General features: G+C 65.7%; 26 protein-coding genes and 1 tRNA gene. 16 read left to right on the top strand and 11 right to left on the bottom strand.

Annotated elements, in window-relative coordinates:
* Positions 1-42: 42 nt before the first annotated feature.
* The 3 genes from AC066Y_RS19405 to AC066Y_RS19395 all read left to right on the top strand — a co-directional run bounded on the left by AC066Y_RS19405 (position 43) and on the right by AC066Y_RS19395 (position 2184).
* Positions 43-1383: an RtcB family protein gene (locus AC066Y_RS19405; protein WP_478275281.1), complete on the top strand. Its 1341-nt coding sequence runs from the start codon at positions 43-45 to the stop codon at positions 1381-1383.
* A gap of 24 nt (positions 1384-1407) precedes the next feature.
* Positions 1408-1482 (top strand) — tRNA-Cys (locus AC066Y_RS19400).
* Positions 1483-1632: 150 nt separating this feature from the next.
* Positions 1633-2184 (top strand): AAA family ATPase, encoded by a 552-nt coding sequence (locus tag AC066Y_RS19395; protein WP_478275280.1) that lies wholly within the window; start codon positions 1633-1635, stop codon positions 2182-2184.
* Positions 2185-2232: 48 nt separating this feature from the next.
* Here AC066Y_RS19395 and bamA read toward each other — a convergent pair whose 3' ends face one another.
* The gene (bamA, locus tag AC066Y_RS19390; RefSeq protein ID WP_478275279.1) at positions 2233-4746 is read right to left on the bottom strand and encodes an outer membrane protein assembly factor BamA; all 2514 of its coding nucleotides are present in this window, start codon (positions 4744-4746) and stop codon (positions 2233-2235) included.
* Positions 4747-5034: 288 nt separating this feature from the next.
* Here bamA and AC066Y_RS19385 point away from each other — a divergent pair, with 288 nt between their 5' ends.
* Together AC066Y_RS19385 and AC066Y_RS19380 are read left to right on the top strand one after the other, a co-directional pair.
* A complete protein-coding gene (locus AC066Y_RS19385; protein WP_456762988.1) occupies positions 5035-5757 on the top strand; it encodes a response regulator in 723 nt (240 codons plus the stop codon).
* Positions 5754-7097 carry an ATP-binding protein gene (locus AC066Y_RS19380; RefSeq protein WP_478275278.1) on the top strand — a complete coding sequence of 448 codons (1344 nt, stop codon included), beginning with the start codon at positions 5754-5756 and terminating at the stop codon, positions 7095-7097. Before AC066Y_RS19385 ends, AC066Y_RS19380 begins: the two co-directional genes overlap by 4 nt.
* A gap of 4 nt (positions 7098-7101) precedes the next feature.
* Here AC066Y_RS19380 and AC066Y_RS19375 read toward each other — a convergent pair whose 3' ends face one another.
* Both AC066Y_RS19375 and AC066Y_RS19370 read right to left on the bottom strand, forming a co-directional pair.
* Positions 7102-7530 carry an EF-hand domain-containing protein gene (locus tag AC066Y_RS19375; RefSeq protein WP_478275277.1) on the bottom strand — a complete coding sequence of 143 codons (429 nt, stop codon included), beginning with the start codon at positions 7528-7530 and terminating at the stop codon, positions 7102-7104.
* A gap of 211 nt (positions 7531-7741) precedes the next feature.
* Entirely contained in the window at positions 7742-8209 is a 468-nt protein-coding gene (locus AC066Y_RS19370; protein WP_478275276.1) for a MarR family winged helix-turn-helix transcriptional regulator, read from the bottom strand.
* A 147-nt stretch (positions 8210-8356) separates the two neighbouring features.
* On the opposite strand from AC066Y_RS19370, the gene AC066Y_RS19365 reads away from it, so the two are divergent.
* Together AC066Y_RS19365 and AC066Y_RS19360 are read left to right on the top strand one after the other, a co-directional pair.
* Complete coding sequence (locus AC066Y_RS19365; RefSeq protein WP_057019809.1) at positions 8357-8758, top strand: Ohr family peroxiredoxin; 402 nt, start codon at positions 8357-8359, stop codon at positions 8756-8758.
* 101 nt (positions 8759-8859) lie between these two features.
* Entirely contained in the window at positions 8860-9264 is a 405-nt protein-coding gene (locus AC066Y_RS19360; protein ID WP_478275328.1) for a cupin domain-containing protein, read from the top strand.
* Positions 9265-9316: 52 nt separating this feature from the next.
* Here the strand turns inward: AC066Y_RS19360 and AC066Y_RS19355 are convergent, their stop codons facing one another.
* Positions 9317-10834 carry an MFS transporter gene (locus AC066Y_RS19355; protein WP_478275275.1) on the bottom strand — a complete coding sequence of 506 codons (1518 nt, stop codon included), beginning with the start codon at positions 10832-10834 and terminating at the stop codon, positions 9317-9319.
* A gap of 214 nt (positions 10835-11048) precedes the next feature.
* Here AC066Y_RS19355 and AC066Y_RS19350 point away from each other — a divergent pair, with 214 nt between their 5' ends.
* Positions 11049-11960 (top strand): LysR family transcriptional regulator, encoded by a 912-nt coding sequence (locus AC066Y_RS19350; RefSeq protein ID WP_478275274.1) that lies wholly within the window; start codon positions 11049-11051, stop codon positions 11958-11960.
* 27 nt (positions 11961-11987) lie between these two features.
* On the opposite strand, the gene AC066Y_RS19345 is transcribed toward AC066Y_RS19350, so the two are convergent.
* Positions 11988-12899, bottom strand: coding sequence for a LysR family transcriptional regulator (locus AC066Y_RS19345; RefSeq protein ID WP_478275273.1), 912 nt, complete (start codon positions 12897-12899; stop codon positions 11988-11990).
* Between the two features lie 124 nt (positions 12900-13023).
* Here AC066Y_RS19345 and AC066Y_RS19340 point away from each other — a divergent pair, with 124 nt between their 5' ends.
* Both AC066Y_RS19340 and AC066Y_RS19335 read left to right on the top strand, forming a co-directional pair.
* Complete coding sequence (locus AC066Y_RS19340; protein ID WP_478275272.1) at positions 13024-14460, top strand: MFS transporter; 1437 nt, start codon at positions 13024-13026, stop codon at positions 14458-14460.
* A 20-nt stretch (positions 14461-14480) separates the two neighbouring features.
* Entirely contained in the window at positions 14481-14990 is a 510-nt protein-coding gene (locus tag AC066Y_RS19335) for a DUF1993 domain-containing protein (RefSeq protein WP_478275271.1), read from the top strand.
* A 3-nt stretch (positions 14991-14993) separates the two neighbouring features.
* Here the strand turns inward: AC066Y_RS19335 and AC066Y_RS19330 are convergent, their stop codons facing one another.
* The 3 genes from AC066Y_RS19330 to AC066Y_RS19320 all read right to left on the bottom strand — a co-directional run bounded on the left by AC066Y_RS19330 (position 14994) and on the right by AC066Y_RS19320 (position 18261).
* A complete protein-coding gene (locus AC066Y_RS19330) occupies positions 14994-16457 on the bottom strand; it encodes a M20/M25/M40 family metallo-hydrolase (RefSeq protein WP_478275270.1) in 1464 nt (487 codons plus the stop codon).
* Between the two features lie 71 nt (positions 16458-16528).
* Positions 16529-17707 (bottom strand): MFS transporter, encoded by a 1179-nt coding sequence (locus AC066Y_RS19325; RefSeq protein WP_478275269.1) that lies wholly within the window; start codon positions 17705-17707, stop codon positions 16529-16531.
* On the bottom strand, positions 17704-18261 hold the full coding sequence (locus tag AC066Y_RS19320) for an N-acetyltransferase family protein (RefSeq protein WP_478275268.1): 558 nt from the start codon (positions 18259-18261) through the stop codon (positions 17704-17706). Before AC066Y_RS19320 ends, AC066Y_RS19325 begins: the two co-directional genes overlap by 4 nt.
* Positions 18262-18360: 99 nt before the next feature.
* Between AC066Y_RS19320 and AC066Y_RS19315 the strand changes: the two genes are divergently transcribed.
* Positions 18361-19263 carry a LysR family transcriptional regulator gene (locus AC066Y_RS19315; protein ID WP_478275267.1) on the top strand — a complete coding sequence of 301 codons (903 nt, stop codon included), beginning with the start codon at positions 18361-18363 and terminating at the stop codon, positions 19261-19263.
* Between the two features lie 34 nt (positions 19264-19297).
* Here the strand turns inward: AC066Y_RS19315 and AC066Y_RS19310 are convergent, their stop codons facing one another.
* Positions 19298-20095 carry a DUF899 domain-containing protein gene (locus tag AC066Y_RS19310; protein ID WP_478275266.1) on the bottom strand — a complete coding sequence of 266 codons (798 nt, stop codon included), beginning with the start codon at positions 20093-20095 and terminating at the stop codon, positions 19298-19300.
* Positions 20096-20309: 214 nt separating this feature from the next.
* Between AC066Y_RS19310 and AC066Y_RS19305 the strand changes: the two genes are divergently transcribed.
* The 4 genes from AC066Y_RS19305 to AC066Y_RS19290 all read left to right on the top strand — a co-directional run bounded on the left by AC066Y_RS19305 (position 20310) and on the right by AC066Y_RS19290 (position 23212).
* Positions 20310-20819 (top strand): MarR family winged helix-turn-helix transcriptional regulator, encoded by a 510-nt coding sequence (locus AC066Y_RS19305; RefSeq protein ID WP_478275265.1) that lies wholly within the window; start codon positions 20310-20312, stop codon positions 20817-20819.
* Complete coding sequence (locus tag AC066Y_RS19300; RefSeq protein WP_478275264.1) at positions 20816-21676, top strand: DMT family transporter; 861 nt, start codon at positions 20816-20818, stop codon at positions 21674-21676. The genes AC066Y_RS19305 and AC066Y_RS19300 overlap by 4 nt, the downstream gene beginning before the upstream one ends.
* Before the next feature lie 99 nt (positions 21677-21775).
* Positions 21776-22645: a bifunctional helix-turn-helix transcriptional regulator/GNAT family N-acetyltransferase gene (locus tag AC066Y_RS19295; protein ID WP_478275263.1), complete on the top strand. Its 870-nt coding sequence runs from the start codon at positions 21776-21778 to the stop codon at positions 22643-22645.
* 69 nt (positions 22646-22714) lie between these two features.
* Entirely contained in the window at positions 22715-23212 is a 498-nt protein-coding gene (locus AC066Y_RS19290) for a peptide deformylase (RefSeq protein ID WP_478275262.1), read from the top strand.
* Between the two features lie 7 nt (positions 23213-23219).
* On the opposite strand, the gene AC066Y_RS19285 is transcribed toward AC066Y_RS19290, so the two are convergent.
* Complete coding sequence (locus AC066Y_RS19285; RefSeq protein ID WP_478275261.1) at positions 23220-24482, bottom strand: serine hydrolase domain-containing protein; 1263 nt, start codon at positions 24480-24482, stop codon at positions 23220-23222.
* Between the two features lie 253 nt (positions 24483-24735).
* Positions 24736-25209 (bottom strand): VOC family protein, encoded by a 474-nt coding sequence (locus AC066Y_RS19280; protein ID WP_478275260.1) that lies wholly within the window; start codon positions 25207-25209, stop codon positions 24736-24738.
* Positions 25210-26250: 1041 nt separating this feature from the next.
* Between AC066Y_RS19280 and AC066Y_RS19275 the strand changes: the two genes are divergently transcribed.
* A complete protein-coding gene (locus tag AC066Y_RS19275; protein ID WP_478275259.1) occupies positions 26251-26904 on the top strand; it encodes a glutathione S-transferase family protein in 654 nt (217 codons plus the stop codon).
* Positions 26905-26929 lie beyond the last annotated feature (25 nt).

Raw genomic sequence — 26929 nt, 5'->3', positions numbered from 1 at the left:
GGAGTGCGCGCGGCTGATCCGGATTCAGCAGGAGCCAACACAATGCGACGACCTGATCCCTACCAGGAGCGCGCCCGCGAACTCTGCCTCGCCGCGGGCATCGATCCGGATTCCCGCGTCGGCGAAGGCCGTGGCCAGCCGGCCTGGTGTCTGTATCGCGATGCCGCTCGCAAGGAGAAGCTTGCGCGCGAAGCCGATGCGGCCTCGGCGGAGATTGCGATGCTGCGCCCGCAAGAGGAGCGCTTCAAGAACGCGCCGCTGAAGGTGTTCGGCGAGCATGATCCGGCGACCATCAAGCAGATGCGTAACTGCATGGCGGTCGGCAACGTCGTGTCCGGCGTGATCTGCGCGGATGGCCATCTCGGCTACGCCCAGCCCGTCGGCGGCGTGATCGCCTACGAGAAGCAGATCAGCATCTCCGGCGTCGGCTTCGACATCGGCTGCGGCAACATGGCCGCGCGGCTCGATGTGCGCTTCGACGACATCCGCGCGACTGTCCCGACCATCATCCGCGACGTTGCCAAGGTGATCTCGTTTGGCATCGGCCGGAAGAACGTCGAGAAGGTCGAGCACGCGCTGTTCGACGATGGCGACGCCTGGCGCGAAAGCGACATGGAGGCTTACCGGCAGAAGGCGATCGGCCAGCTCGGCACCGTCGGCTCCGGCAACCACTATGTCGACCTGATGCGCGACGAGGCCGGCTTCGTCTGGATCGGCGTTCACTTCGGAAGCCGCGGGCTCGGGCACACCAGCGCGACCCGCTACCTCAAGGCCGCCGGCGGCAAGGACGGAATGAACGTTCCGCCTGCCATCGTCGACGAGGATTCCGAACTCGGGCGCCGCTACATCGCCGCGATGCAGCTCGCCGGGCGCTATTCCTATGCGGGCCGCGAGTGGGTCGTGGACCGTGTCCGCCAGATCATCGGCGGCAAGGTCACCGATTCCGTGCACAACCACCACAACTATGCCTGGCGAGAAACGCATGATGGCAGGGATTTGTGGGTGGTGCGCAAGGGCGCGACGCCGGCGTTCCCCGGCCAGCGGGGATTTGTCGGCGGGTCGATGGGCGATGATGCCGTCATTCTCGAGGGCGTCGATAGTCCGGAGGCGAAGGCCTCGCTCTACTCGACGGTGCACGGCGCCGGCCGGCGGTTCGGCCGCAACGAAGCCAAGCGCCGCTTCACGCGCGAGGAGATGGACTGCTGGCTCAACGAGCGCGGCGTCACGCTGGTTGGCGCCGATCTCGATGAAAGCCCGATGGCCTATCGGCGCCTGCCGGAGGTGCTTGCCCGGCATGCCGGAACGGTGAAGGTGCTGCACACGCTGCGGCCGTTTGCCGTGGCCATGGCGGGCGAAGGCGAGTTCGATCCGTTCAAGGATTAAGGCGAGGCGTACGCGCCTCGCTCGGGTGCGGTGGCGAAATGGGAACGCTGCGGTCTGCAAAACCGCGATGAGCCGGTTCGATTCCGGCCCGCACCTCCAGCAATGTTGCCTGCGCTCGCCGCGAACGCTAACCTGATCGCGCCCGTCGAGCGATCTCCGGGCAATCCCCCAGACATGCGAGTGCCGTCAGACGTTCCGCGACCGCGGGACGCCACTCTGCTTTCTCCGTTACAAGGAAAGGACCCCCTCTTGAACAGTCGCTTCGTCCTGATCTCCGGCTGCTCCGGCGGCGGAAAATCGACCCTGCTGGCGGAACTGCGTGGCCGCGGCCATCCGGTCGTCGAGGAGCCCGGCCGCCGCATCATCGCGGAGGAGCTTGTGTCGGGCGGCAACGCCCTGCCCTGGGTCGATACCGCGGCCTTCCTGCGCCGCGCCATTGACGTCGCGCTGAAGGATATGGCGATCGCCGAGGCTCAATCCGGATGGGTGTTCTTCGATCGCGGCCTCGTCGACGCGGCGTCGGCGCTGGAGGCGTTGACGGGCGCGCCGGTGCTGCGCCCGATCTGCTCCGACCATCGCTACCACGCGCGCGTGTTCGTGACACCGCCGTGGCCCGAGATCTACGTTACCGACGCGGAGCGACGGCACGGCTTCGAGGCCGCGACGGCCGAGTATCAGCGGCTGATGGAGACGCTTCCCATGCTCGGCTACGACGTCATCGACCTGCCTAGGACATCACCGCGAGAGCGCGCCGATTTGGTGCTGGCAACGCTCGGCGGCAGCGCGGCATCGATAGACTGATCAGAGCGTCAGTCCGCCGCCTCGTCGGTAGGTGGCAGGCTTGCCAGATCAGAACGACGTCCCGCCGCCGAACCTGAACTCCTGCACAATGTCGTACTTGCCTTTCGTGATCGGCACGGCGTAGTCGAAGCGCAGCGGCCCGAACGGCGACGCCCAGATCAGACCGACACCGACAGAGGTTCTCACGACGTTCTGATCGTCGTATTGCAAGCCGCAGGTCGGGCACGCCGGCGTGTTGACCTCGCCGGTCGCGGTCCACGAGGTCGGCCCTTCGTAGCCCCAGAGCGAACCGGCATCGGCATAAACCGCGCCCTTCAGCCCAACCTCCGAGGGCAGGAACCAGAACGGCATCTGCAGCTCCATCGACGCACCCCAATATTTGGTGCCGCCGAGCGCATCGCCGACCGCCCCGAAGCTCGCATAAGTGATGTCACGCGGCCCGATGCCGTTGGTGGCAAAGCCGCGCACCAGGTTCGGCCCCATCTGGAAATGATCCAGCATGCGCAGATCGTTGTCGCCGACCTTGGTGAGCACGCCGCCCTGCAGATGGATCAGGCCGATGAGGTCGGACACCAGCGGCGTGTAGTATTTCGCATCGACCGCACTCTTCAGATACGTCACGTCGCCGCCGACGCCGGCAAAATCCTGCTTGAAGTCGATCAGCAGGCCGTCGGTCGGGTTCTTGGTGTTGTCGAGCGTGTTGTAGGTCAGCGTATAGCCGATTTGCGAGGTCCAGGTCGCGCCCGCAGCCAGCTCCTTGCGCACCGGCAAGGTTGATTCGCCGTCGCCGTAGCAACCATATCCATAGAGTCCTGATGAGACCGAGTTGGTCGGATCGACGCCGCCGAGCACATCCTTGATGTAAGCGGGCGTCGGATTGAACGCGAGCGAGGCGTTGGAGGCATTGTTGTTGCAGTTGTTATAGGCGCTATCGAGCGAGATTTCCTGCTGATAGAGCGAATAGCGCAGCTGGAGCGTCAGGTCCTCGCGCAAGGCGAGACCCAGCCGCGGCGAGAACCCGATCGTCTTCACGCCGTAGGTCGTGTAGTCGGTCGGCAGCTGCTCCTTGTAATACGCATCGAGCCCGAGCGCGACGCGGTAGTCGAGCAGATACGGCTCGACAAAGGAGAGCGACAGGCCGCGCGAATACTGGCCATAGCTGACCGTCGCTTTCGCGAACAGGCCGCGGCCGAGCAAATTGCGTTCGGAGACGCTGACCTCGGCGAGCGCGCCGTCGGTCGTCGAGTAACCGCCCGAGACCGAGAAGTCGCCGGTCGACTTCTCCTCCAGATCGACGATCAGGATCACCCGATCGCTCGATGAGCCGGGCTCGGTGGTGATCTTGACCGTCTTGAAGTAGTCCAGATTCTTCAGCCGCCGCTCGGCACGATCGACCAGCGCACGGTTATACGCATCGCCCTCGGAGAGATCGAACTCGCGCCGAATCACGTAATCGCGCGTTCGGCCGTTGCCGCGAATGTCGATCCGCTCGATATAGGTGCGCGGCCCCTCCTCCACGCGGAACATGATTCCCACCGTGTGGGCCTCGAAGTTCCGGTCGCCGTCCGGACGGACCACCGCGAAGGCGTAGCCGCGGCGCGACGCTTCGATCTGCATTTCCTCGACCGACTTCTCGATCGCCTCGACATTGTAGAGCGAACCTTCGCTGACCCGCGAAAGCGAACGCAGGATGCTCGGATCGAAGCCCGCAACAGTCGAGCGGAAGCTCACCGTCGCAACGCGGTACTGCTGCCCCTCCTCGATCTTGAAGGTGACCTGAAAACCCTTGCTCTCGCGGTCATACTCGGCGAGCGCGGCCACCACCTGCACGTCCGCATAGCCATGCTTCAGGTAGAAGCGGCGGATCAGGTCGCGGTCGGCCTCGACGCGGTCGGGGTCATAGATGTTGGCGCTGCCGAGAAAGCTCAGAAAGTTCGTCTCATGGGTCTTGATCACATCCTTCAGGCGCGCGGCCGTGAAGGCGTTGTTGCCCATGAACTCGATGGTCTTGATACCGGTCTTGGCGCCCTCGTCGACAGTGAAGACGAGGTCGACGCGGTTGTTCGAGCGTTCGATGATCTCAGGCGTGACGCGCACGTCGTAGCGGCCCGAGTGGCGGTAGATCTCGGCGATCCGCAGCGCATCCGACTGCACCATTGGTCGCGACAGCGTGCCTCGCGGCTTGGATTGCACCTCGGCCGAGAGCTGCTCGTCCTTGACCTTCTTGTTGCCTTCGAACACGACACGGTCGATCACCGGGTTCTCGACGACCGAGACGACGATCCGTCCGCCGGTGTGATTGATCTTGACGTCCTGGAACAACCCGGTCCCGACCAGCTCCTTGAGTCCATCGTCAATCGCAGCCTGATCGAGATGGCCGCCCGGCCCCGGCCTGAAATAGGAGCGGATGGTCTCCGCCTCGACCCGCCGATTGCCTTCGATCGCGATCGCATCGACCGATTGGGCCGCCACCGGTGCCAACAACAGCCAAGTCACCGAAGTCGCCGGGATCGAAAGGCCCGAGAGCACAATCGCCGCGACAAAGCTCCGCCACATCTTCATTCCACACCTCGCGAACAAGCCACCCGTTGTGACGGGATCGTGATGGCTGCGGTGTGGCTGCTGGATTGCGGGATTATTTCCAGTGATTGGGGACTGTGAGCGCTGTACGACGCAGCCCCGGTCCCGGTTTTGTTTCCGGCCGCGAGCGCCGCTTACAGTTCAGAAACACTATGCTTACGAAAAGGCGCAATGCCGCCCACAAGCGATGCGCATGCTGGTCGATTGGTGGCTAAGCCAGCGCGCTGCAATGCGCGCAAATGCCCTGATGACGAGGTCTAGTCGCAAACCATGCTCGCACATACGCCAAAGATCCTGGTCGTCGAGGACGATCTGCCGACCAGAGACTTGATTGCCCGCTACCTGCGCGACCAATCGTGCCTGGTGGCCACCGCCTCGAACGGCAAGGAAATGGATCGTTACCTTGCCGGACACTCCCTCGATCTCGTCGTGCTCGACCTGATGCTGCCGGGAGAGGACGGGCTCACGCTGTGCCGGCGCCTTCGCAGCGACTCGACGATTCCAATCATCATGCTCACGGCGAAGGGCGAGGACCTCGACCGGATCCTCGGGCTCGAGATGGGGGCGGACGACTATCTCGCCAAACCCTTCAATCCGCGCGAGTTGCTGGCGCGGATCAACGCGGTGCTGCGCCGCCAGGCCCAGGCCGGTCTTGCCGGGCGCTCCGGCCAGAGCGCCGCGCGCCTGCGCTTCCAGGATTGGACCATCGATCTTCGCCTGCGCGAACTGCGCGATCCCGACGGCGCCCAGGTCCCGCTGACCAGCGCGGAGTTCGACCTGCTGCAGGCCTTCTGCGAGCGGCCCGGCCGGATCCTGACGCGGGATGGCCTCTTGACCATGACGCGCAGCCGGCCGGCCAGCCCATTCGGGCGCAGCATCGACGTGCTCGTCAGCCGGCTTCGCCGCAAGCTCGATATCGGCGAAGGACCGTCGGTGATCAGGACGGTGCGCACCGGCGGCTACATCTTCACGCCGCATGTGGAGGATGCATGAGCTGGACCCGCAGGATTGTCGCGCTCTTCAGCTTCCGGCGGATCAGCGGCCAGATCGCCGCGCTGGTCCTGTTTTCGCTGGTGTTGATCCACGCGCTGATCGGGCTTTATTTCACCAGCCAGAAACCGAGATCGTTTGCGGACAGGCCGATCCATCAGTTCCAGCTGGTTGCCCGGCTTCTCGCCGAGACCCCTACTGCCGAGCGCGCAATGCTGCTGCAGGCGGCCGATCGGGCGTTTCCCCGGCTGCATTTCACACTGCGCGACGCAGGTCCAGGCGCGTCTGACGATACGTCGTCCGGAGTATCAGGCGTCGACGATGTCGATGAGCTCGCGTCGAAGACCACGCCGGCGGCGGTGCGGTTGCCGGACGGGGCCCTGTTCGAAGCGACGATCGGCCCGACGAAAATGCCGCCCTTCTTCGGCGTGTTCTGGGTCAGCACATTCCTGTTCCTGTTCGTGAGCGTCACGCTACTCGGCGTGTGGGCCGGTCGCGCGCTCAGTGCTCCGCTCTCGGCATTTGCCCGCGCCGCCGAGAATTTCAGCATCAGCCAGGCGGCCGCTCCGCTTGCGGAGACCGGCCCGGAGGAGATCCGCGCCGCCGCGGTCGCACTCAATCGGATGCGCGAACGCATCACCACGCTGATGAATGACCGCACGCGCATGCTCGCCGCCATCAGTCACGATTTGCGAACGCCGATCACCCGGCTGCGGCTCAGATCCGAATATATCGAGAACGACGCCCAGCGTGCTGAGACCCTGCACGACCTCGACCAGATGCAGGCCATGCTGGAATCGGTGCTGTCATTCCTGAGCGGCGGCAGCGCGGCGAAACCGACCCTTGTGAACGTAGCCGCCCTGCTGCAGACGATCAGCGAGCAGTTCTCCGATTGCGGCCATGTCGTGCGCTACCACGGTCCGCTCAGGGCTTCGCTGCTGATCCGCCCCAGCGATATCAGCCGGACCGTGACGAACCTGGTGGAGAATGCGCTGCGGTTCGGCAGCGAGGTCGATATCCGGCTGACCGCATCCGCCGATCACGCCACCATCGACGTATCGGACGACGGCCCGGGGATTCCGGAGCACCGCCGGGCCGAGATGTTGAAGCCCTTCGTCCGCGGCGACGAGGCCCGCACCATGGACGAGAAGAGCGGCTTCGGGCTCGGCCTTTCGATCGCTCATGCCATGGTATGCGGCCACGGCGGCGAGCTGTCGTTGCACGACAACGCACCGCACGGCCTGCTTGTCCGGATCAGATTGCCAGGCGCCGTGCATCTTGGATCGGATCGGAGCACGGCAAGCCAGGCCCACGCCGCGCTTCCGGAGCTCGTGTCCGGCTAGCCCCTCAGAATCGCTTGCCCCTGCCGCCGGGCTTCTTCTCCTCCGTCGTCGACCCCTTGAGCTCCTCCGGCGTGACGCGGCAGTCGCCGTTCTTGTCGTTCTGCAGGATGAACTCGTTCGGCTTCTCGACGAACTCGCGGCGGGTAATCTTGCCATCCTGGTTCTCGTCGAAATAGCCGAAATCCGCATCGGCGAGCGCGCTGCCGGCGCGACGAACGCCCTCGAACTCCGCAGGCGCGAGTTGTCCGTCGTGATTGCGGTCGGCGCGATCGAACAGCCGCCCGAGATAGGCTTTCCACTCGTCGCAGGTGTAAACGCCATCATGATTGGCGTCCCATATCTCGGCCGCGACCGCCGGCGAACGATCGCCGCCCGCGCGCTGCGATGGCGGTGCTCGATCCGGTGAAGCCGGTTGCGCCAGAGCGATCGGCACTGTCGTCCAAAGCAAACTCGCCGTCGCGATCATCCCGCAGACGGATGGCAACATTCTGCGCAAGTCGAACTCTCCTCCGCGTCATCCAGAAGCGGAGCGGAGTTGCCGGTTGCGCCGTGGCGAAAATGCGGAACGACGCGGCGCGGATATAGCCCGTTACAATTTGGTCCGGCGGCACGTCGTGGAGTACCGGCGCGTCGCTGCCGCAGCATCAGCCCTTCTTCGAATCGCCGCGCGTGTGGTGCAGCAGATTGTCGCGCAGCCTAACCACGCTCTTCTGCACGATGGGAAATTCGTCGCCGAGCCCGGTGGCGTCGACCAGCGACGCGTTGATCTCCCTGTCGAGCAGGCGCCGGCCCGCCGCCGTCAGGCTCACGCGCACCTGCCGCTCATCGGCGGGATCGCGGACGCGGCTGATGTAGCCGCTCTGCTCCAGCTTCTTGAGGATCGGCGTCAGCGTGTTGGATTCCAGGAACAGCTTTTCGCCGAGCGCGCTCACGGTCTGCTCGTCGGCCTCCGACAGCGCCACCAGGGCAATGTACTGGGTATAGGTCAGGCCGACCGCGTCGAGGATCGGCTTGTAGGCGCGGCCAAAGGCCAGATTGGCCGAATAGACCGCAAAGCACAGAAAATTCGAGAGTTTTCGGCCCTTGGTCTCGGCCTTGGCGGTGCGGGTCACGGGCGTCTCCGGAGTTTGTGAAGTCTCGGCCAATATAAATCGTATCCGATTAAATCGGAAGTGCTTGACATGGTCAAATGCGAGGTCTATTTCAACGCGCATCCGATTAGATCGGATACGATCTATCTTCAACCAAAGGAGCTCGCCATGACCGCCAATGCCAAGGTTCTCGTTACCGGAAAGACCCACGTCACCGCCGGCCCGAACGGCGCCGCCCGCTCGCGCGACGGCTTCCTCGACGTCAAGCTGCCGCAGCCGCACCCGGCCGCCGAAAACCTGTTCGCCGCCGCCTGGTCGGCCTGCTACATCGGCGCGATCCAGCTCGCCGCCGGACAGCGCAAGGTCAAGCTGGCGAGCGAGCCCGAGGTCGACGCAGAGATCGATCTGAACCAGGCCGGTAGCGCCTTCTTCCTGAGCGCGCGCCTCAACGTCCACGTTCCCGGCGTCGAGCGTGAGGTTGCGCAGGAGCTGATCGAAGCCGCGCACGGCATCTGCCCCTACTCCAAGGCGGTCCACGGCAACATCGACGTCACCACCACCCTCGTTTGAGACGATCGCATGACGACCTCCGACGCGGACCGGCCGCCTGCCGGTCCGCGGTCGGACAGGCCCAGAAGACAACCCCGGAGTTCAAGATGACCAGCAAGCTGATGACGGCGACGCGCCTGCTCGCAAGAGCGGCCCTGATCGCCGGAAGTTTCCTGACGATACCGCCGGCCCAGGCGCAGCAGCCGGCCGGGTTCACGCGAACCGATTTGCAGCGCCACGACCTGAGCGCACCCGGACGCGAAGCCGTCCAGGTGCGTGTCGACATCGCGCCCGGCAAGGCATTCGACCGGCATACGCATCCCGGCGAAGAGGTTATCTACGTGCTCGCCGGGACCCTCGAATACGATGTCGACGGCCGACCGCCGGCAACGCTGAAGGCTGGCGACGTGCTGTTCATCCCCGCAGGCACGATCCATGCGGCAAGGAACGTCGGCAGCGTCACTGCCAGCGAGCTTGCGACCTATATCGTCGAGAAGGACAAGCCGCTGCTGACCCTCGTGAAGTGACCGATGCGCCTGCCCGCCCCTGTCGCGCGGGCCGAGCGCGGCGACATCAGGTTCACTTGGTGCCCTGAACTTCGGCCTGCCGCACCGGCCGAGCGTTGAAGATCAGGAAGCTGATCGCGGCCATGATCCACACGCCGATGCCGCCATAGAGCATCACCCAGCCGAAGCCGCTCGCCAGCGCCTGATGCACGACAGGGCCGGTCAGCTCCGGCGCGGATGCGGCATCACCGGACGCGATCCGCTCCGCGATGCTGCGGAGCTGCGCGCCCTCCAGCGCCGGCAGCACGGCCTTCAGATGCGCCAGCACGCCGCTCGCCAGGATGAAACCCATCAGGGCGATGTTGACCGAAAGCGAGACCATCCGCGCGCTCATGTCGATGCCGGAGGCCATGCCGGCGCGGTCGCTCGAGACCGAGCCCGTCGTCGTGTTGGTGACCGGCGTGTTGGTGATGCCGAGGCCAATTCCGGCGATCAGGCAGCCCGGCAGCATCGTCAGCCAGTCGGGCTGTGCGGTGGCGCTGCCGAACTTCATCAGCATGAATCCGATGCCGATGGTGAACAGACCGGCCGGAATGATCAGGCCCGGCTGGTAGCGCAGCGACAGACGCTCGGCGAAGGGCGGCATCACCAGCGTCGGCAGCGTGTAAGCGAGCAGCGCGAGCCCGGCGGACACGCTGTCATAGCCAAGGCCGGCGTGAAACCAGATCGGCAGATAGATCATGAAAGGCCAGTAGCTGAGGTTCATCGCGGCCGAGCCGACGATCGAGCCGGAGAATGCCGGGATCCGAAACACCGAGAAGTCGAACATCGGCCGCCGGCTGATTCTCTCGGCAACGAGGAATGCGATGAAGCTCACCGCGGAGACGCCGAGGATCGCAAGCCCCTTCGGGCTGACGAAGCCGAGATCCGGCCCCTGCGTGATGTAGAAGGCGAGGCAGAACACCGCGAGCGACATCGTCACGATGCCGGCGACGTCGAGGCTGCTTGCTTTCGGATCCTTCGATTCATGCACGCCGCCGATCGTGAGCACGAACGCGACGGCTGCGAACAGCACGTGGACAAGGAATACCCATTCCCAGCTCAGCAGCGCGACCACGGCACCGCCGATGATCGGCCCGAAGCCGAGACCGATGCCGAAGATCACGCCCCACCAGCCCCAGGCGACGGCGCGCACCCGGCCGCCCTGGAATTCGTGCGACAGCACGGCGATCTGGCAGATCAACAGCGCGCCGCCGCTCAGCCCCTGCAGCAACCGGGCGATAATCAACATTTCGACGCTCTGGGCGACGCCGCAGATCAGCGAGGTGATGCCGAACGCCGCGATCGCGACCAGGAAGATGCGCTTGCGCCCGTAGCGGTCCGCCACCGTCCCGATCGCCATCAGCACCGTGGTCACCGCGATCGTGTAGGCGTTCATGATCCATTGCAGCGCCTTGAAGTCGGCATGCAGCACCCGCTCCAGCGTCGGCAGGATCGCCGGAATGCTGGATATCTCCAATCCAAACATCAGGCAGGCAAGACATACGGCGGACAACACGACGGCGCCGCGGCGGCTCAGTTCAGTGGACATGATCAGGCCTTTTGTTGTGGCAAGCCAACGGAATACCGCACGCTCTTGCCAGGGTGCTGGCAGCAGCGTCGGTCGATCGACTCACGATGTATTGAGACAGCAGCGGCAGGAATCGGGTGGCCGCGGCGCTTCACAACGCAAAGCTAGTCACGGCTTGAACATTGGTGAATTGGATGACTAGATATTTCAGAGACAACAATTCCGGATGACTGACATGACCACACTCGATGTCGATGCCGTGAAGGCGTTCGTGACGATTGCCGAGTTGCAGAGCTTCACCCGTGCAGCCGCCGCGCTCGGCACCACGCAAGGCGCGATCAGCGTGAAGTTGAAACGGCTTGAGGACCGGGTCGGCCAAAAACTGGTCGAGCGAACGCCGCGGCTGGTGCGCCTGTCGGCACAGGGCGCCGTGTTTCTCGAATCAGCTCGCGCGTTCCTTGCCGCGCACGACCGCGCGGTCGCCGGATTGTCGTCAGCGCGACGCCGTTTCTCGTTGGGAATCGCAACCCATGTCGGGGCCCCCGAGCTTCCCACCTTGCTGGCGCGGCTGAATGCGCATGACCCGGCACTGACGATCGAGGTGCGGCTCGACGATGCCCGCGACCTGCTCAGTTCCTTCGATCGCGGAGCCATTGATGCCGTTATCGTGTTTCGGGAGGACGACCGGCGCGACGGCGACGTTCTGGGACCGGACCATTTCGGCTGGTTCGCCACGCCGGATTTCATCCATCGCGCCGGAGAGCCGTTTCGATTGGCAGCCTCATCACCGTCGTGCGGCATCCTCAACACTGCCACGCATGCGCTCGACGCGGCGGGACTTGCGTGGACAGAGACCTTCCTTGGTTGCGGCGCCTTCGCCGTCGCCGAGGCGGTCTCGGCCGGCCTCGCCATCTCGGTATTCTCATGCCGCGTTGCCCCGCCCGGCACAATCGAGGTGAGCAGGAAATTCGGACTCCCCGCGCTGCCGCCGTCCGAAATCATGCTGCTATCGACCTTGTCGGACTCGAGATCACGTGCGGCGCTGAAAACGCTGGCAAGCGCCTTTCGCGAGCATCATCGTCCGCCGGTGAGCACAGGCAGCGCAGCTAGCGGCACGCGAGCGGTCACCGCGGCACTCGGGTCCTGACCGAGACCGCACGATCATGACTGTCGGCTATCGCCCCGCGCGGCCGGCTCGCCTTCCCTCGAACAGCGCCCGCTCCGATGCGAGCGCCTTGGCCAGGTAATCGAGCGTGGCGCGGATGCGCGCCGTACGCTTGAGATCGTCATGCGTCAGTAGCCACAGCGCCGAGCGCGGCTCGGCGAGCGCTTTCGGGGTCAGGCGGCGCAGCGCGGGCGCGAGATCGCCGACGTAGCAGGGAAGCAACGCCAGCCCTAGTCCCGCGGCCGCGGCGTCGCGCAGCGCCGGAAGCGCGTCGACGCGGCAGGCGAAGCGCGCCGAGCGCAGGTTCTCGCGCATCCAGCCGGCGATGACGGTTGCCGCCAGCACATCGTCGAGCCCGACCCAGTCATGTGCCGACAGATCCTTGTCGTCATGCCGGGCGAGATAGGTCCGCGATCCGTAGACCGCGTGGGCGATATCGGCGACGCGCCGCCCGACCAGCAGTTCGGACGGCGCCGGCGTCGGCCGGATCGCGATCTCGGCCTCGCGGCGCGTCAGGTTCGCCAGCGCATTCGAGATGATGATCTCCGGCTGGATCTCCGGATGCGCGGCGCGCATCGCGGGCAGATGCCGCATCAGCACTGCGCCGAGCGTATCGGTCGTCGTGATCCGGACCGGGCCTGACGGCCTGAGGTCCTGTCCCGCCAGCTTGCGCTCGAGCGCGAGCACTTCATCCTCGAGCCGGGCCGCCGACGCCGCCGCCGTCTCGCCGGCCGGAGTCGGCGCGTAACCATCGCGGGAGCGCTCGAACAGGCGCGTGCCGATCGCTGCTTCGATCGTGCCGAGGCGGCGGAACACCGTCGAATGCGTCACGCCCAGCCTGCGCGCCGCCCCGGACAGGCTGCCTTCGCGCGCGACGGCGAGAACGAGGCGAAGATCATTCCAGTCGAGCGGGCTGTTCATTTTTGCAAACTCGATTAGCAGAGTTCGCGAATATCTTATCACAAACAGACAGGCCATCTTCCCGAAAAGTTTGACCGACGGGCGCACCTCGTGCGCCGCGCCGGCAACGCAGAGGAGCTGGCGGGTGACAAGCGAGACCACCGAGACGTTGCAATTGCACGGCACGCGGCCGGCAACGGTCGACCCGCGGCGATGGCTGGCGCTGCCCGTGCTGCTCACCGGCGCCTTCCTGCCGATCCTCGACTTCAACGTCGTCAACCTTGCGCTACCGGCCATTCGCGACAATCTCGGCGCTACGGCGAGCGAGGTGCAGTTCGTGATCTCGGCCTATGCCGCGACCTACGCGGTCTTCCTGATCACGGGCGGGCGGCTCGGCGACCTGCTTGGCCGCAGGCGCATGTTCCTGACCGGCGTCGCCGGCTTCACGATCGCGTCGGTGCTGTGCGGCGTTGCGTGGTCGCCGGACGTGCTCGTCGCCGGGCGGATCCTGCAAGGCCTCACCGCCACCGTGATGGCGCCGCAGGTGCTGGCCTCGATCCGCGTGCTGTTTCCAGCGGCCGAACAGGGCCGCGCGCTCGGCTTCTACGGCGCGACGTTCGGCCTTGCCAACATCTGCGGCCAGGTACTTGGCGGCGTCCTGGTCTCGGCGCATCCGTTCGGGCTGGCCTGGCAGGCGATCTTCCTCATCAACGTGCCGATCGGCCTCATCGCGTTCATCGGCGGACTGCTGTTCCTGACCGACTCGCGTGCCGAGCACGCCCAACGGCTCGACATCGGCGGTGTCATCCTGCTGTCGCTCACGCTCGGCTTCCTGGTCTATCCGCTGATCGAGGGCCGGGAATCCGGCTGGCCGGCCTGGATCGTCGCGATGCTGCTGGCCTCTCCGCTGATGCTCGCTGCCTTCGTCCGCTTCGAGGCGCGCCTCGCAGCCCGCGGCGGCGACCCGCTGGTCGCGCTGCATCTGCTGCGCAACAGCGATTTCGTCATCGGGCTGGTGATGGCGCTCGCCTTCTACATGCTGTCGTCGTTCTACCTGACCTTTGCGGTCTACCTGCAAAGCGGGCTGCATTTTTCACCGCTGGCGGCCGGCCTCGCCACCCTGCCCTTTGCCACCGGCTTCTTCGTGAGTTCGCTGGTGTCGTCGCTGGTGATGCAATGGCTCGGCGCACGCACGCTGACGCTGGGCTTCGCGCTCCAGGTCATCGGCTTCGGTGTCGTGATGCTGTCGGTCAGTGGCGCGCTGCCCCAAAGCGTTGAATTCGGCCTGATCTGCGGCGGGCTCGGCTTCGGCACCGTGATGCCGTCGGTCATCAAGGCCGTGATCGGCAGCATCGATCCGCGTCACGCCGGGCTGGCATCGGGGATGATGATCTCGACCTTCCAGATCGGCGCCGCACTCGGCGTCGCTGTGATCGGCGGCGTCTTCTACAGCCTGCTCGGGCCGCATCCGCAGGCCGACGATTACGCCCACGCCTTCACGGTCGCGCTCGGCTGCAATGTCGCGCTGCTGGCGCTCGGCGGCTGGCTATCGCTGTGGCTGCCGCGCGAGCCTTCGGCTTGAAGTGAGACGAGGACAATTCCATGAACGCCCCGTTATACGACGCCTCGGTTCCGGTGTTCCGGCAGATGCTCGACGCGCTTGCCAATCTGCTGCGCAAGGGCGAGGCCCACGCCCGCGAACGCGGTCTCGATCCCGACGCCATGCTCGCGACACGGCTGGCGCCCGACATGCTGACGCTGGTCGGCCAGGTGCAACGGGCCAGCGATCACGCCAAGGGCGCTGCCGGGCGGCTCGCCGGCCTCGAGCCACCGCCCTTTGCCGACGACGAACGGACCCTCGCCGAGGCCTACGCCCGGATCTCGCGAACGCTCGACTACATCGACACGGTCCCGGTCCAGGCCTTCGATCAAGCGGCGGAACGCACCATCACCTTGCCGTTCGGCGTCCCGCCGATGCCGGCAGCGCGCTATCTGTACGGCTTCGCGCTGCCGAGCCTGTTCTTCCACATCACGACCGCCTACGCCATCCTGCGCCATCGCGGCGTGCCGCTCGGCAAGCGTGATTTTCTCGGTAACTACATCTCGCACTGAGCCCTACTTCTTCGCGACCTCACGAAGCGTGTTGTAGACCCACTCCGCCCCCTGCTTGATGGCCTCGACGCCGATCCTTTCGTCGTTGCCATGCATCCGGCTCAGGATGTCGTCGTCGAGCGGATAGGGATAGATGCCGTAGACGGGCACGTTGCGCTCGCGCCAGGCGATGGCGTCAGTACCCGCCTCGAACATCGTCGGCACCAGGACGGCGTCCTTCCAGACCCGCTTTGCGTTGCGGTCCAGCGCCGCATAGAGCTCGGTATTGATGGGGGACGCCGGGATCTTGGAGCGCATCAAGTAAGCGTCCCGCGCATCCTGCTGCGACAGCGACGTCACAATGCTGACTTCGATGCCGGGATCGCCGATCACACGCTTGATTTCCTCGATCATCTGATCCGTGGTGGTGCGCGGCAGCAGCCGCGTGTTCACGACCGCCTTGGCGTCGCCGGGGATGACGTTGGGCTTGATGCCGGCGTCGATCATGGTGATGACCATGGTGTCGCGCAGCAGCGCGTGCAGCAGCAGGCTGTCCTTGGGATTGTCGGCGACCAGTTTCTTTCCGGCTACATCGAGATCGCCCTGGTCCTTTGCGGCCAGTAGCTGCTTGATGTCGGCTGCCGTCTGCTCCGAACTGATCGGAAGCAGCGCCTTGAAATAGGCTTCGGTCGCCGGCACCAGCTTGACGGCCGGATCATGCACCGCCAGCTTGGCCAGCGCCGCGATCAGCCGGTCGTTGGCCATGGCGCCTGCCGGGAACGGCCGCGAGGAATGACCAGAGGGACCGGTCGCCTTCAAGGCGAAGGTCGCCGAGAGCTTTTCCGCCGTCGTGACATTGATCTGGCGCACCGTGCCGTCGCGCTCCTGCAGCACATAGCCGCCTTCGTTCAGCGCGAATTCCGCGTCAATCTTGTCCCAATGGCTCTTCGCCAGCCACACCGTGCTGTACTGCCCCTGCTCCTCGTCGGCCTCGGCGAGGAAGATCACGTCGCGCGACAGCGGCGTCTTCTCCTCCGCGAGCCGCATCACCGCGCTGGCGAAGACGGCGAGCCCGCCCTTGAAGTCCATCGCGCCGCGCCCGTAGACGAACCCGTCCTTCTCGACGCCGGCGAACGGCTCCACGGTCCATTTCTCGCGCTCGACCGGAACGACGTCGGCATGCGCCGCCAGCAGCACCGGTTTCCGCGAGCCGTCGCCGCGCAGCCGCGCGATGAAATGCGCGGCCTTGCCGTTCGGGGCGACGAAGATGTCCACCTCGGCGCCGAGCGGCGCGAATTGTGATTTCAGATACTCGGCGAGCGCCCGCGTATCGCCCGGACCGTTCGAGGTATCGAAGGAAATCAGCTTCTTGAGCAGCGCAACCGTCCGGTCGCCCGGCGTCTCGGCGCGCGCCAGTCCCGCTCCGGCACAGGACAGCAGCGCGGCAAGAGCCAACGCAGCGACGCGGGTCTTGGTCGACGGCACCATGTTCTTCTTCCTCCCTTATCTGGTTTTGCAACAGGATAACTTGCGCCGCGCACCGCAGCGAGTCCTTGAACTCACGAAGTTCTGGGGAACATCACCTTCAGCATCGCGGCCGCGAGCAACGTCGTCACGGCAAGGCCAGTGGAGAGATAGAGCGCGCTGGCATCGCCGTACCGGTCGATCACGATCGCATAGATCAGCGGCGCCGCCGCGGGCAGGATGAAGCTCGGAACGATGAGCCGGCCGACCAGCGTGCCATAGCTGCGATGATCGAACAGGATCAGCGGCAGCGTTCCCCTGGTGATGGTCAGAATGCCGTTGCAGGCGCCGTAGAGCAGCGCGAAGGCGATCGCCATCTCCTTCGCCGTTCCGCTGAACAGACCGGCGATGAACGACAACGGCATGATCAGGCAGGCCATCAAATTGAGCGCGAGCGGATCGAGCCGTGCACCGAACAGCACTTCGCAGAGCCGCGCGGCGGATTGCCCAATGCCCCGAAGGGTCGCGATCCATACGGCTACCGTGACGGTGAGCCCCAGCCCGGCGAGCACCGCGATCATGTGCGCGGACAAGCCTGCATTCAGGAAATTCGCGCCGGTCATGATCACAGCATAGAGCGCGCCGGCCGCCGCAAGTTGCTGACCGTCGGCAGCGCGCGGTGGCTTGAGTACCACCGTTGCGGAACCCGACACGCCGTCAAATCGCTTGTTCGGGATCAGCAGATGCAGCGGGACCGTCAACAACACAAGGCCGGCATATGCCAACACGGCGATGCGCCAGCCGAAATGCTCCGACAGCATATGGCCGAGCGGCCAGAACACGGTTGCCGCCAACCCGCCGAGCAAGGTGATCCCGGACATCGCGCGGCGCGCCTCCGGTCCGCCGATCCGGGCCAGCGCGGCGAACGCCGCATCGTACAGCGTCAGCCGCATGCCGAGGCCGAGCACGATCCAGGATGCGAAATAGGTGCTGATCTGATGCGAGACCGCCAGACCGGCGCAGCCGAGCGCGTTGACCACGGCGCCTGCGACCATGACTTCCCGGCCGCCGATTCTGTCCACCCATCTCCCCGCAAGCGGTGACGCCACACCCATCACCAGCAGCGCCGCGGCGAATCCGCCGTAGACGAAGTCGCGCCCCCAGCCGAGATCCGCTGATATCTGCTCGCCGAAGCCGCCGATCAGATAGTAGGTCGCGCCCCACGAGATCAGTTGAGCCAGCCCGAGGGCGGCCACAACGCGGCGGGCGATCACCGTGGCAATTCCCTCTCCGCGGGAAGCGTGGAGGCTCCCGGCCCAAGCGGCCGCTGCATCAGCACGGTGTCGACCCATTGCCCCAGCTTGAAGCCGACCGATCTCAGCGTCCCGACCATCTCGAAGCCCATGCGACGGTGCAGCGCGATCGATCCGGCGTTGCCGCTGTTGCCGATCACGGCCAGCATCTGCCGCCACGGCCCCGCTTCGGCGCGCGCGATCAAGCCCTGAAGCAGCGCCACGCCGATACCGCGGCCGTGTAGCCCGTCGGATACGTAGACCGAGTCCTCGATGGTGTGGCGATAGGCCGGTCGCGGCCGATACGCTGTCGCATAGCAATAGCCGGCGACAAGGCCATCCACCTCGGCCACCAGATACGGCAGGCCCGCGGCCACCACGGCGTTCCGGCGGCTGCGCATCTCGTCCACCGTCGGCGGCACTTCCTCGAAGGTCGCCAGTCCGTTGAGCACGTGATGGGCGTAGATGCCCTGCACGTCAGCCATGTCGTCGTGCGCTGCGTCGCGCACCACGACGCCGTTGCTGCCTGCCGTCATTCCGTCTCTCACCCGAGCCGTCAATATTGCCCGAGCATGCGCCCTCGCGTTATATAAGTGAAGCTTTGGTTAGTTATGCGTAGCATAAGAGATGCTTTGATGAAGAACCTCAACCTCGACTATCTCGAAAGCTTCGCCGTCGTGATCGATTGCGGCAGCTTCTCCGCCGCGGCCGAACGGCTGCAGCTCACCCAGCCGGCGGTGAGCCTGCAGGTGCGTCAGCTCGAGCGCAGCCTCAACGCAACTTTGATCGAGCGAGTCGGACGCAAGGCCAGACCGACCGCCGCAGGCGCAGCGTTGCTGTCGCATGCGCAGCAGATCAACGCGGCGGTGACGTCGGCGGTCGACGCCGTTGCGCAGCAGACCACGGGAACGGCAGGCCGCGTGCGGCTCGGCACCGGTGCGACCGCCTGCATCTTCCTGCTGCCACCGATCCTGAAGGAGCTGCGCGCCGCACTGCCCTCGCTCGAGATCACGGTCACGACCGGCAACACCGCGGAGATCGCACGGGCGGTCGAGGACAACACGATCGACGTCGGGCTGGTCACGCTGCCGGTGTCGGGGCGAAGCTTTGAGATCACACCCGTCATGAATGACGAGTTCGTGCTGATCGCGCCCCGCGACATGCTGCTGCCGGCGCGGATCACGCCGGAGGTGCTGGCGACCAGGCCGGTTCTGCTGTTCGAGCCCGGCGGCAACACAAGGCGCACTGCCGACGAGTGGCTGGCACGCGGCGGCGTGTCGCTGAAGCCGTTGATGTCTCTCGGCAGCGTCGAGGCGATCAAGGAGATGGTGCGCGCCGGCCTCGGCTGCGCGATCCTGCCCGGCATGGCCGTGCCTGCCAGGACCAAGCAGCGCGACCTGATGGTCCGGTCGTTGTCGCCAAAGCTCCACCGCCGGCTCGCGGTCGTGATCCGCCGCGACAAGCGCCTCGACCGCGGGCTGCGGCAGACGCTGTCGGCGTTGAAGGGACTCGCGGGCGCGAAGGACGACGGCCGGTAGGAAGGACGCCGCGCGTCCTCCCTACACTCACCCGTCAAGTGGCGTTGCGTTCCTGTTCCGCGATCTTGCGGAACGCGGCCTCGCCGGCGTCGGTCACGGCGGCCCACTTCGCGTTCGGCGCGGCCTCGGCCTCGTAATTGTCGTGCCAGTTCCACCATTTGTAGGTCGGGCCCTGCGGATAGCCTTTCGGCGAATCCTCCCACAGCTCCTGGCGGCCGAACGGCGTGATGTCGAGATAGCTCCACACCGTGCCCATCGATTCATCGCCGCGGCTGTTGACGAGATAGGTGCGGAAGACCCGCTCGCCATCGCGGACGAACACGTTGTGGCCGTGCCATTCGGCGACGCCGAAGTCGGCATCAAAGCTGTCGGTGATCGTGTACCACGGCATCTCCCAACCCATCCGCGCCTTCAGCCGCGCGATATCGGCCTGCGGCGCGCGCGAGGCGTAAGCCAGCGTGGTGTCGCGCTGGTTCAGATGCGAGAGATGACCGACCTGATCGGCACCGAGCGAGCAGCCGCGGCAGGCGTGATCCGGCCAGCCGAACACGCCGGGCTCAAAGAACGCGCGGTAGACGATCAGCTGCCGGCGGCCTTCGAACAAATCGAGCAGGCTCGCCTTGCCGTTCGGCCCCTCGAAGACATAGGCCTTCTCGACCGCCATCCACGGCATCCGCCGCCGCTCGGCGGCGAGCGCGTCGCGCGCCCGCACCTGCGCCTTTTCCTTCACCAGCATCTCCAGGCGCGCCGCCTCCCACGCCTCCTTCGACACCACCGGCGGTGTCTGCATCCCCGCCAGCCCGCCGCGATCGTTGTCAGCAGATTTATTCATGATGGTCTCCATCTTTCGAATTGGACGAACTCCGCGACCACGGCGCGGTTCCCGCGCCGAGGCCGTTCGTCATTGGCCATGCCGCAATCTGGCGCGTCGGCAACGGATGATGGGAGTGACAAGTGTGTCGGGATTTTCGCGCATGCGCTCCGATCGCTTCAATCTCTTTGCATAATACTTGCACTCTGCAATTATCTGTGCGAGCCTCACCGGCATGAAGCAAACCGCCGCCCCCGCATCCGACGATGGCCTGAAGCTCAGCGCCTGGCTGCCCTATCGCCTGTTCCTCGTCGCGGCGCAGGTCGCCCGCCCGCTCGAGAGCTTCTACGGCGAGACGTTCGGATTGAGCCAGGCCGGCTGGCGCATCCTCGCCGTCATCGCCGAGCGCGACGCCGCCAATGCCTCCGAAATCGGCCGCGCCTGTGCGCTCGATCCGTTCGCGGTCAGCCGCGGCATCGGCCAGCTCACAGAGCTCGGCTTCGCGGTGCGACGCCCCGGCAAGACCGACCGCCGCTTCGCCGCCGTCAGCATCACCCGCAACGGCCGGACCGCCTTCAACCGGATCGCCGCATTGGGCGGCGCGATCGAAGCACGGTTGCTTGCGCGCCTGTCGGACAGCGAGCGGACAACACTTGATTCCGCACTCACCCGGCTCGAGGGCGAGAGTGCGCGGATCGACGCCGTCGGCTGGCGCGCGCTGCTCGACGACGCCGGTACGCCATGACGGCCGCACTGTTCGCGCTGACCGCACTGCTGTGGGGCGGCGGCGCGCTGGCAACCGCGATGCAGGCCGGCGTCACGCCCGCACCATGGTCGGTCGCGCTGCGCATGGTGGTCGCGGGCCTCATCCTGCTCGGCTACGGCCGGCTACGGGGCGTGCCGCTCGCGATCCCGCGCAAGGACCGGCTGGCCGTCGCATCGCAGGGCCTGCTGTTCTTCGCCATTGCCTTCATCGCGTTCTATCAAGCGACCGCGCGGATGCCGAGCGGACTCGCGGCGCTGGTGCTGTCGACATCGTCGCTGTTCGCGGCCGTGATCGCGCGGGCCGCGCTCGGCGTCCCGATCTCGCCGAGCTTCGTGTGGGGCGCGCTGTGCGGCATCCTTGGGCTTGCGATCATCTTCCTGCCCGGCGCCACCGCGCATGGCGCCGCACCGCTTGCGGGTCTCGCCTGGGCGCTCACGGCGGCGATCGCGACAGGTGCCGGGACGACCGTCGGCGCGCGCAACCAGCGCGCCGGACTGCCTGTCGTCTCCGTGCTCGCCTGGGGCGCATTCGTCGGCGCGGCGGCGAGCGCGCTCTGGGCCGTCGCGACCGGCGCGCAGTTTGCCGCCGACGTCTCGCTCTCCTATTTGACGAGCTTCCTCTATCTCGCCGTCGCCGCCTCCTGCGTCACCTTCATGCTCTATTTCGAGCTGGTGCGCCGGCTTGGTCCCGGCCGCGCCGCGTATACGCTCGCACTGGTGCCGCTCGTGGCGCTCGTGCTGTCGGCGCTGTTCGAGCATCTCGTGCTGGGCTGGCCGGTGCTCGCCGGCGCAGCCGCGATCCTTGCCGGCAACGTGCTGGTGCTGGCGCGGGGCTAGGTTCCAGCAATATCCGGCTCGCAGCAGGTTCGCACCGGCTCCATCAACGGGATCGGCCGCCGATTGACACTGCAACGATATCTGACTAAAGTCAGATATATGCTCGACCCTGTCTCCCGCGTCCGTCGTTTCAACCGTGCCGTGACCTCCGCTGTCGGTGCGCTCGACACCTCGTTCCTCGGCCGCGGCCGGCCGCTCGGCGCGGCGCGGGTGCTGAACGCGATCGGGCACGGCCGCGCCGATGTCGGCGACATCAGGGAATATCTCGGGCTCGATTCCGGCCTGATGAGCCGCCTGCTGCGCAGCCTCGAGGACGAAGGGCTGATCGAGACCACGGCGCATGACGGCGACGCTCGCCGCCGCATCGCCAAGCTGACGCCTGCGGGCAAGCGCGAGTTCAACGCCTATGAGGCGATCTCCAACCGGCAGGCCAAGGATTTTCTCGCCCACCACACCCAGCGCGAGGCGCTGCTTTCGGCGATGGATCTGATCGCCTCGGCGCTCGGGCGCGACGGCACCGCCTTGCACGAGATGGACCCGCGCGGCGACGAGGCGCGCTATTGCCTCGGCGAATACTACGCCGAGCTGGCGCGGCGCTTCAAACAGGGTTTTGACGTCAAGCTGTCGCGCGACCCTGATGCGAAGGACATGGTCCGCCCGCGCGGCAGCTTCATCGTGGCGATGTCCGACGGCCTGCCGATCGGCTGCGTCGGGCTGAAAGGCAGCAGTGAGTTCGCGGAGATCAAGCGGCTCTGGGTCGCACCTAGCGCCCGCGGTCTCGGCCTCGGCCGCCGCCTGATGGACGCGGCCGAGAAGGCCGCACGCGAGCTCGGCATCGCGGTGCTGCGGCTCGACACCAACAGCGCGCTGGCCGAAGCCGGCCAGCTCTATCGCCGGACCGGCTGGACCGAGATCCCGCGCTTCAACGACGACCCCTACCCTGATTTGTTCTTCGAAAAGCATCTCTGAGCGGCGCGCCGCACGCGGCATCTGCATGCGCGTGTTGTCCGGCGTCCTGCGCTGGCCTATGACGCTCCCATGACCATTCGCCCCATCGTCCGCTATCCCGATCCGCGGCTGGCGCTGCCAGCCGAGCCGGTGACCATGTTCGACGACGCGCTGCGCGAACTGGCGCAGGATCTGCTCGAGACCATGCGCGCCGCGCCCGGCATCGGCATCACCGCGCCGCATATTGGCGTGGCGCTGCGCGTCGTTGTGCTCGAGCTCGACGCGCGCGAGGGGCCGCGGACCTATGTCAATCCGGAGATAATCTACACCTCGGATGAGATGATCCTGCACAAGGAGGGCAGCGTCTCGATGCCCGGCGTCACCGACGAGGTCGAGCGCCATGCGCGCGTCCGCATCCGCTATCAGGACAGCGACGGCAACACGCAGACCGAGGAGTCTGACGGCCTGCGCGCCGTCTGCCATCAGCACGAGATCGACCAGCTCGACGGCGTGTTCTGGATCAGGCGGCTGTCGCGCTTGAAGCGGGAGCGCCTGATCAAGCGGTTCGAGAAGATGTCGCGCGCGTGAGCCGACTTCACCCTCCGGCCATCAAATCTTTCGCCAGCGCCATGTACGCCGGCAGCGTCACCGGGTCGTTGGCGGCGTTGCCGGCCATCGGGTGCGAGGCGTAGCGCGCGATCACCATCTCGGCCTTCGGATCGATATAGATGCCCTGGCCGTGCACGCCGCGAGCCATGTAGGCGCCGTGCGCATTATGCGTCACCCACCACTGATTGCGGTAGGACGCACCGGGCAAGGTGGTGTAGCCGGCCGGCTTGAATTTTTCGGGATCGCCGCCGCGCGCGATGTCCTCGACGACCGTTGACGGCACGATCTGGCGGCCGTTGAATCGGCCGTGGCTGCGGATCATCTCGCCGAAGCGGGCGAGATCGCGCAGCGTCGTCGAAAGCCCGCCGCCGCCGCTTTCGGTGCCGATGCGATCGACGTGATAATGCGCATCCTCCTCCGCGCCCATCGGCGCCCAGATCTTCTCGGACAGCAGGTCCGACAGCGTCATGCCGCTGGCGCGCCGGCAGATGAAGGCCAGCACGTCGGTGTTGACGGTCTTGTAGGCGAAGGCCTTGCCGTGCCCGTCCTGCTTCTGCTGCGCGCAAAGGAAATCGAAGATGTTGGTGGCGCCCTCATAACCTGCCGGGATCGGCGCCATGCCGTTGGCGCGCCGCAGTCCCCACACGTCGGAATTCTTGTCGGTATAGACCTCGGTGTATTTGAGGCCCGTGGTCATATCCATCACCTCGTGCACGCGCGCGTCGCCGAACGCACTTGCCTTCAGCTCCGGTACAGAGTCGGTGACCGGCGCCCGCGGATCGATCTTGCCCTCGGCGACCAGCAAGCCAGCGAGCACGCCGGTGAACGACTTCGTCACCGACATCGCGATATGCGGCTTGTGCGGCTTCAACGCGCCGAAATAGCGCTCGTAGATCAGTTTGCCCCGGTGCAGCACGGCGATGCCGTCGGCGTAGCTCTCCTCAAGCATGCGCGCGAACGTCTGCGGGCGGCCGTCCATCGTCACCGACGCGGAGGCGCCGATGTCGTGATCTGCACGCGGTAGCACCGACGCCGGCCCCGCCCCGCGCCAAACATTCACGGTCGGCACCAGCTGGCGGATGTTGCTCCAGGCCCAGCGCAATTCGGGGAAGCTGCGGAACGAGCCGTCCTGGAATGTGATCGTCTTGTCCTGCGGCGGCGGAAAGCCCTGCATCCAGCCGAGCGTCTCGGGATCGCTCTCGGCGGCGGTGGGCGTTTGTTGCGGAGTGGCGGCGGCTGCGACGGACATCAAGGCGGGCTCCAGAGCTGCGATGCGAACTCCGTATCACGCAGTGGCAAGGGGCACATCCCGCGTTTGCGCCGGGGTGACCGTCGCGGCGAGCCTACCATTGGGGTAGGGCGGGTTAGCGAAAGCGTAACCCGCCATGACGCCTACGGCTCGTTGAGACGATGGTGGATTACGCCTTTGGCTAATCCACCCTACGCTGTCTCGATCGGACACGTGACTGTCGCGTCCGGGCCAAATCATTCCACCAAGCGGATTACGCCGAGGCCGCCCGCTCGATCGCGGCGATGTCGATCTTCTTCATCGTCATCATCGCCTCCATCGCGCGCCGTCCGGCGGCGCGATCGGATCCGTTGACGAGCTCGAGCAGCCGCCGCGGCGTGATCTGCCAGGTAAATCCCCAGCGATCCCGGCACCAGCCGCATGGCAATTCCTTGCCGCCGTTCGAAGTGACCGCATTCCAGTAGCGATCGGTCTCCTCCTGGCTGTCGGTGAGCACCATGAAGCTGACCGCCTCGTTCGGCGTGTAGTTGGAGCCGCCATTCAGCCCGACGAAGCGGCGGCCGAGCACGGTGAACTCCACCGTCAGTTCATCACCCTGCCCGATTCCAGGTATCGGCGAGACATGCCCCGCATCGACATGGCTGTCGGGAAAAGTCGCAGCATAGAATTCCGCCGCTGCGCGCGCCTGGCCCTGATCGAACCAAAGGCATGTGACGAGATCGGTCATTTGCAGTCTCCTGGTTTGTGCGAAGGACGCTTGGCGAAGACGCCAGCCGACAGGCCGACGAAAATAATCTGCGGGAACTGCGTTTGTGACGACACGCCTCCGCACACACCACCGTCGTCCTGGCGAAAGCCAGGACCCATAACCACCGAATTTGATGATGAACCGGATCATGCCCCCACGTCGCGCGACAATTCTCATCCGGGGTAATGGGTCCTGGCTTTCGCCAGGACGACGGCGATGGATGGCTCTCGATTCAAAACGTCAAACAGCTTGTTCGGCGTCATCGCCCGGCTTGACCGGCGATCCGGAGACGCCAGTGCTTGAACCGAGAAGCCGCGGCGTACTGGATCGCCCGGTCTAAACATCGAGCCGGGCGATGACAGCTGAGGATGGAGACGTACCTTCGTATTCTCGCGACATGAATTGCCCGAGCTTTGCTCTTCGTTCCGCCCTCTCTGAGACAGAGGACGCAGGGAAGACCGGGTGCCGATCGCACCCATGGGCCCCGTGCAATGAGGTAAGCACGGGGGTAGGACCACAGGTGTAACCGGGAACATCCCGGCCTTCCCTGCGCGATGGGTTACGGCTTATACGTGCTCTCCCCGGCGAGACTGGGCTTTTTTGTCACCGCCTTCGCAAAAACGCTTTCGCGTCTTGCGAGAGGACACCTGCCACTAGGGCGTCAGGCCTGCACGATTTCGCCGTCCGCGTCACGCGCACTCGTCAGTTGCGCAATCAGCGTCCACCGCATCTCGACCCACGTTCGTGACGATCGCGAAGCGCCCCTCGTGTCGGGTGAGACGCACAGATTGAACATCTGAGTTGGGTGAAACGCCAAGCGGAATATTTTCTTATGCTAATATTGACAGGTTTTGGTGAGTTGCCCGTCGGGGTGATTTGTCGCAGGCGGGGAAACCAGATTTGATTTGCGTCGAGGCAACTCAGGCACGCGAACAGCGTCGAAAGATTCCAGGATCGGCTGTCGTGACACGCGCCGCCCGCTCGTCCTCGGGACACCAGGCAAGGACACGGAGAGAAACGATGACCCCCACCATCACCGCCTTCGAACGGTCGCCCGATGGCGGCAAGGGACTGGCGCGCGATACGCGCGTTCGCTGGGCGCTGGAAGAAGTGGGCCAGCCTTACGAGGTTCGCCTTGTCTCGTTCCAGGCGATGAAGGAGCCGGCGCATCTGGCGCTGCATCCGTTCGGCCAGATACCGACCTATGAGGAAGGTGATCTCGCGCTGTTCGAGACCGGATCGATCGTGCTCCATATCGCCGAGCGTCATGGTGGCCTGCTGCCCGGCGATGCCAATGCCCGCGCCCGCGCAATCACCTGGATGTTTGCCGCGGTCAACACGATCGAACCGCCGATCCTCGAACTCGTCACCGCCAGGATTCTGGAGAGCGACAAGCCATGGACCAGGGAGCGCCTGCCCCTGGTCGTGGATCGCGTTCGCGACCGGCTGAAGCAGCTCTCCGTCCGCCTGGGCGATGCCGACTGGCTCGATGGCACGTTCAGCGCGGGCGACCTGATGATGGTGTCGGTGCTGCTCAGGCTGAGAATGTCCGGCATCCTCGACGAATATCCGAACCTTTCCGCCTACGTCGCCCGCGGCGAAGCCCGGCCGGCTTACAAGCGGGCTTTCGCCGCACAGCTCGCGGTGAACACAAGCGAGCTACCGACCGCTTGATCAGGGGGGCGTCTCGCGTGGATTC

Source organism: Bradyrhizobium sp. USDA3010 (genome assembly GCF_056429065.1).
Note: the sequence above shows the minus strand (reverse complement) of the source record. Positions and strands in the feature narration are given on the sequence as shown.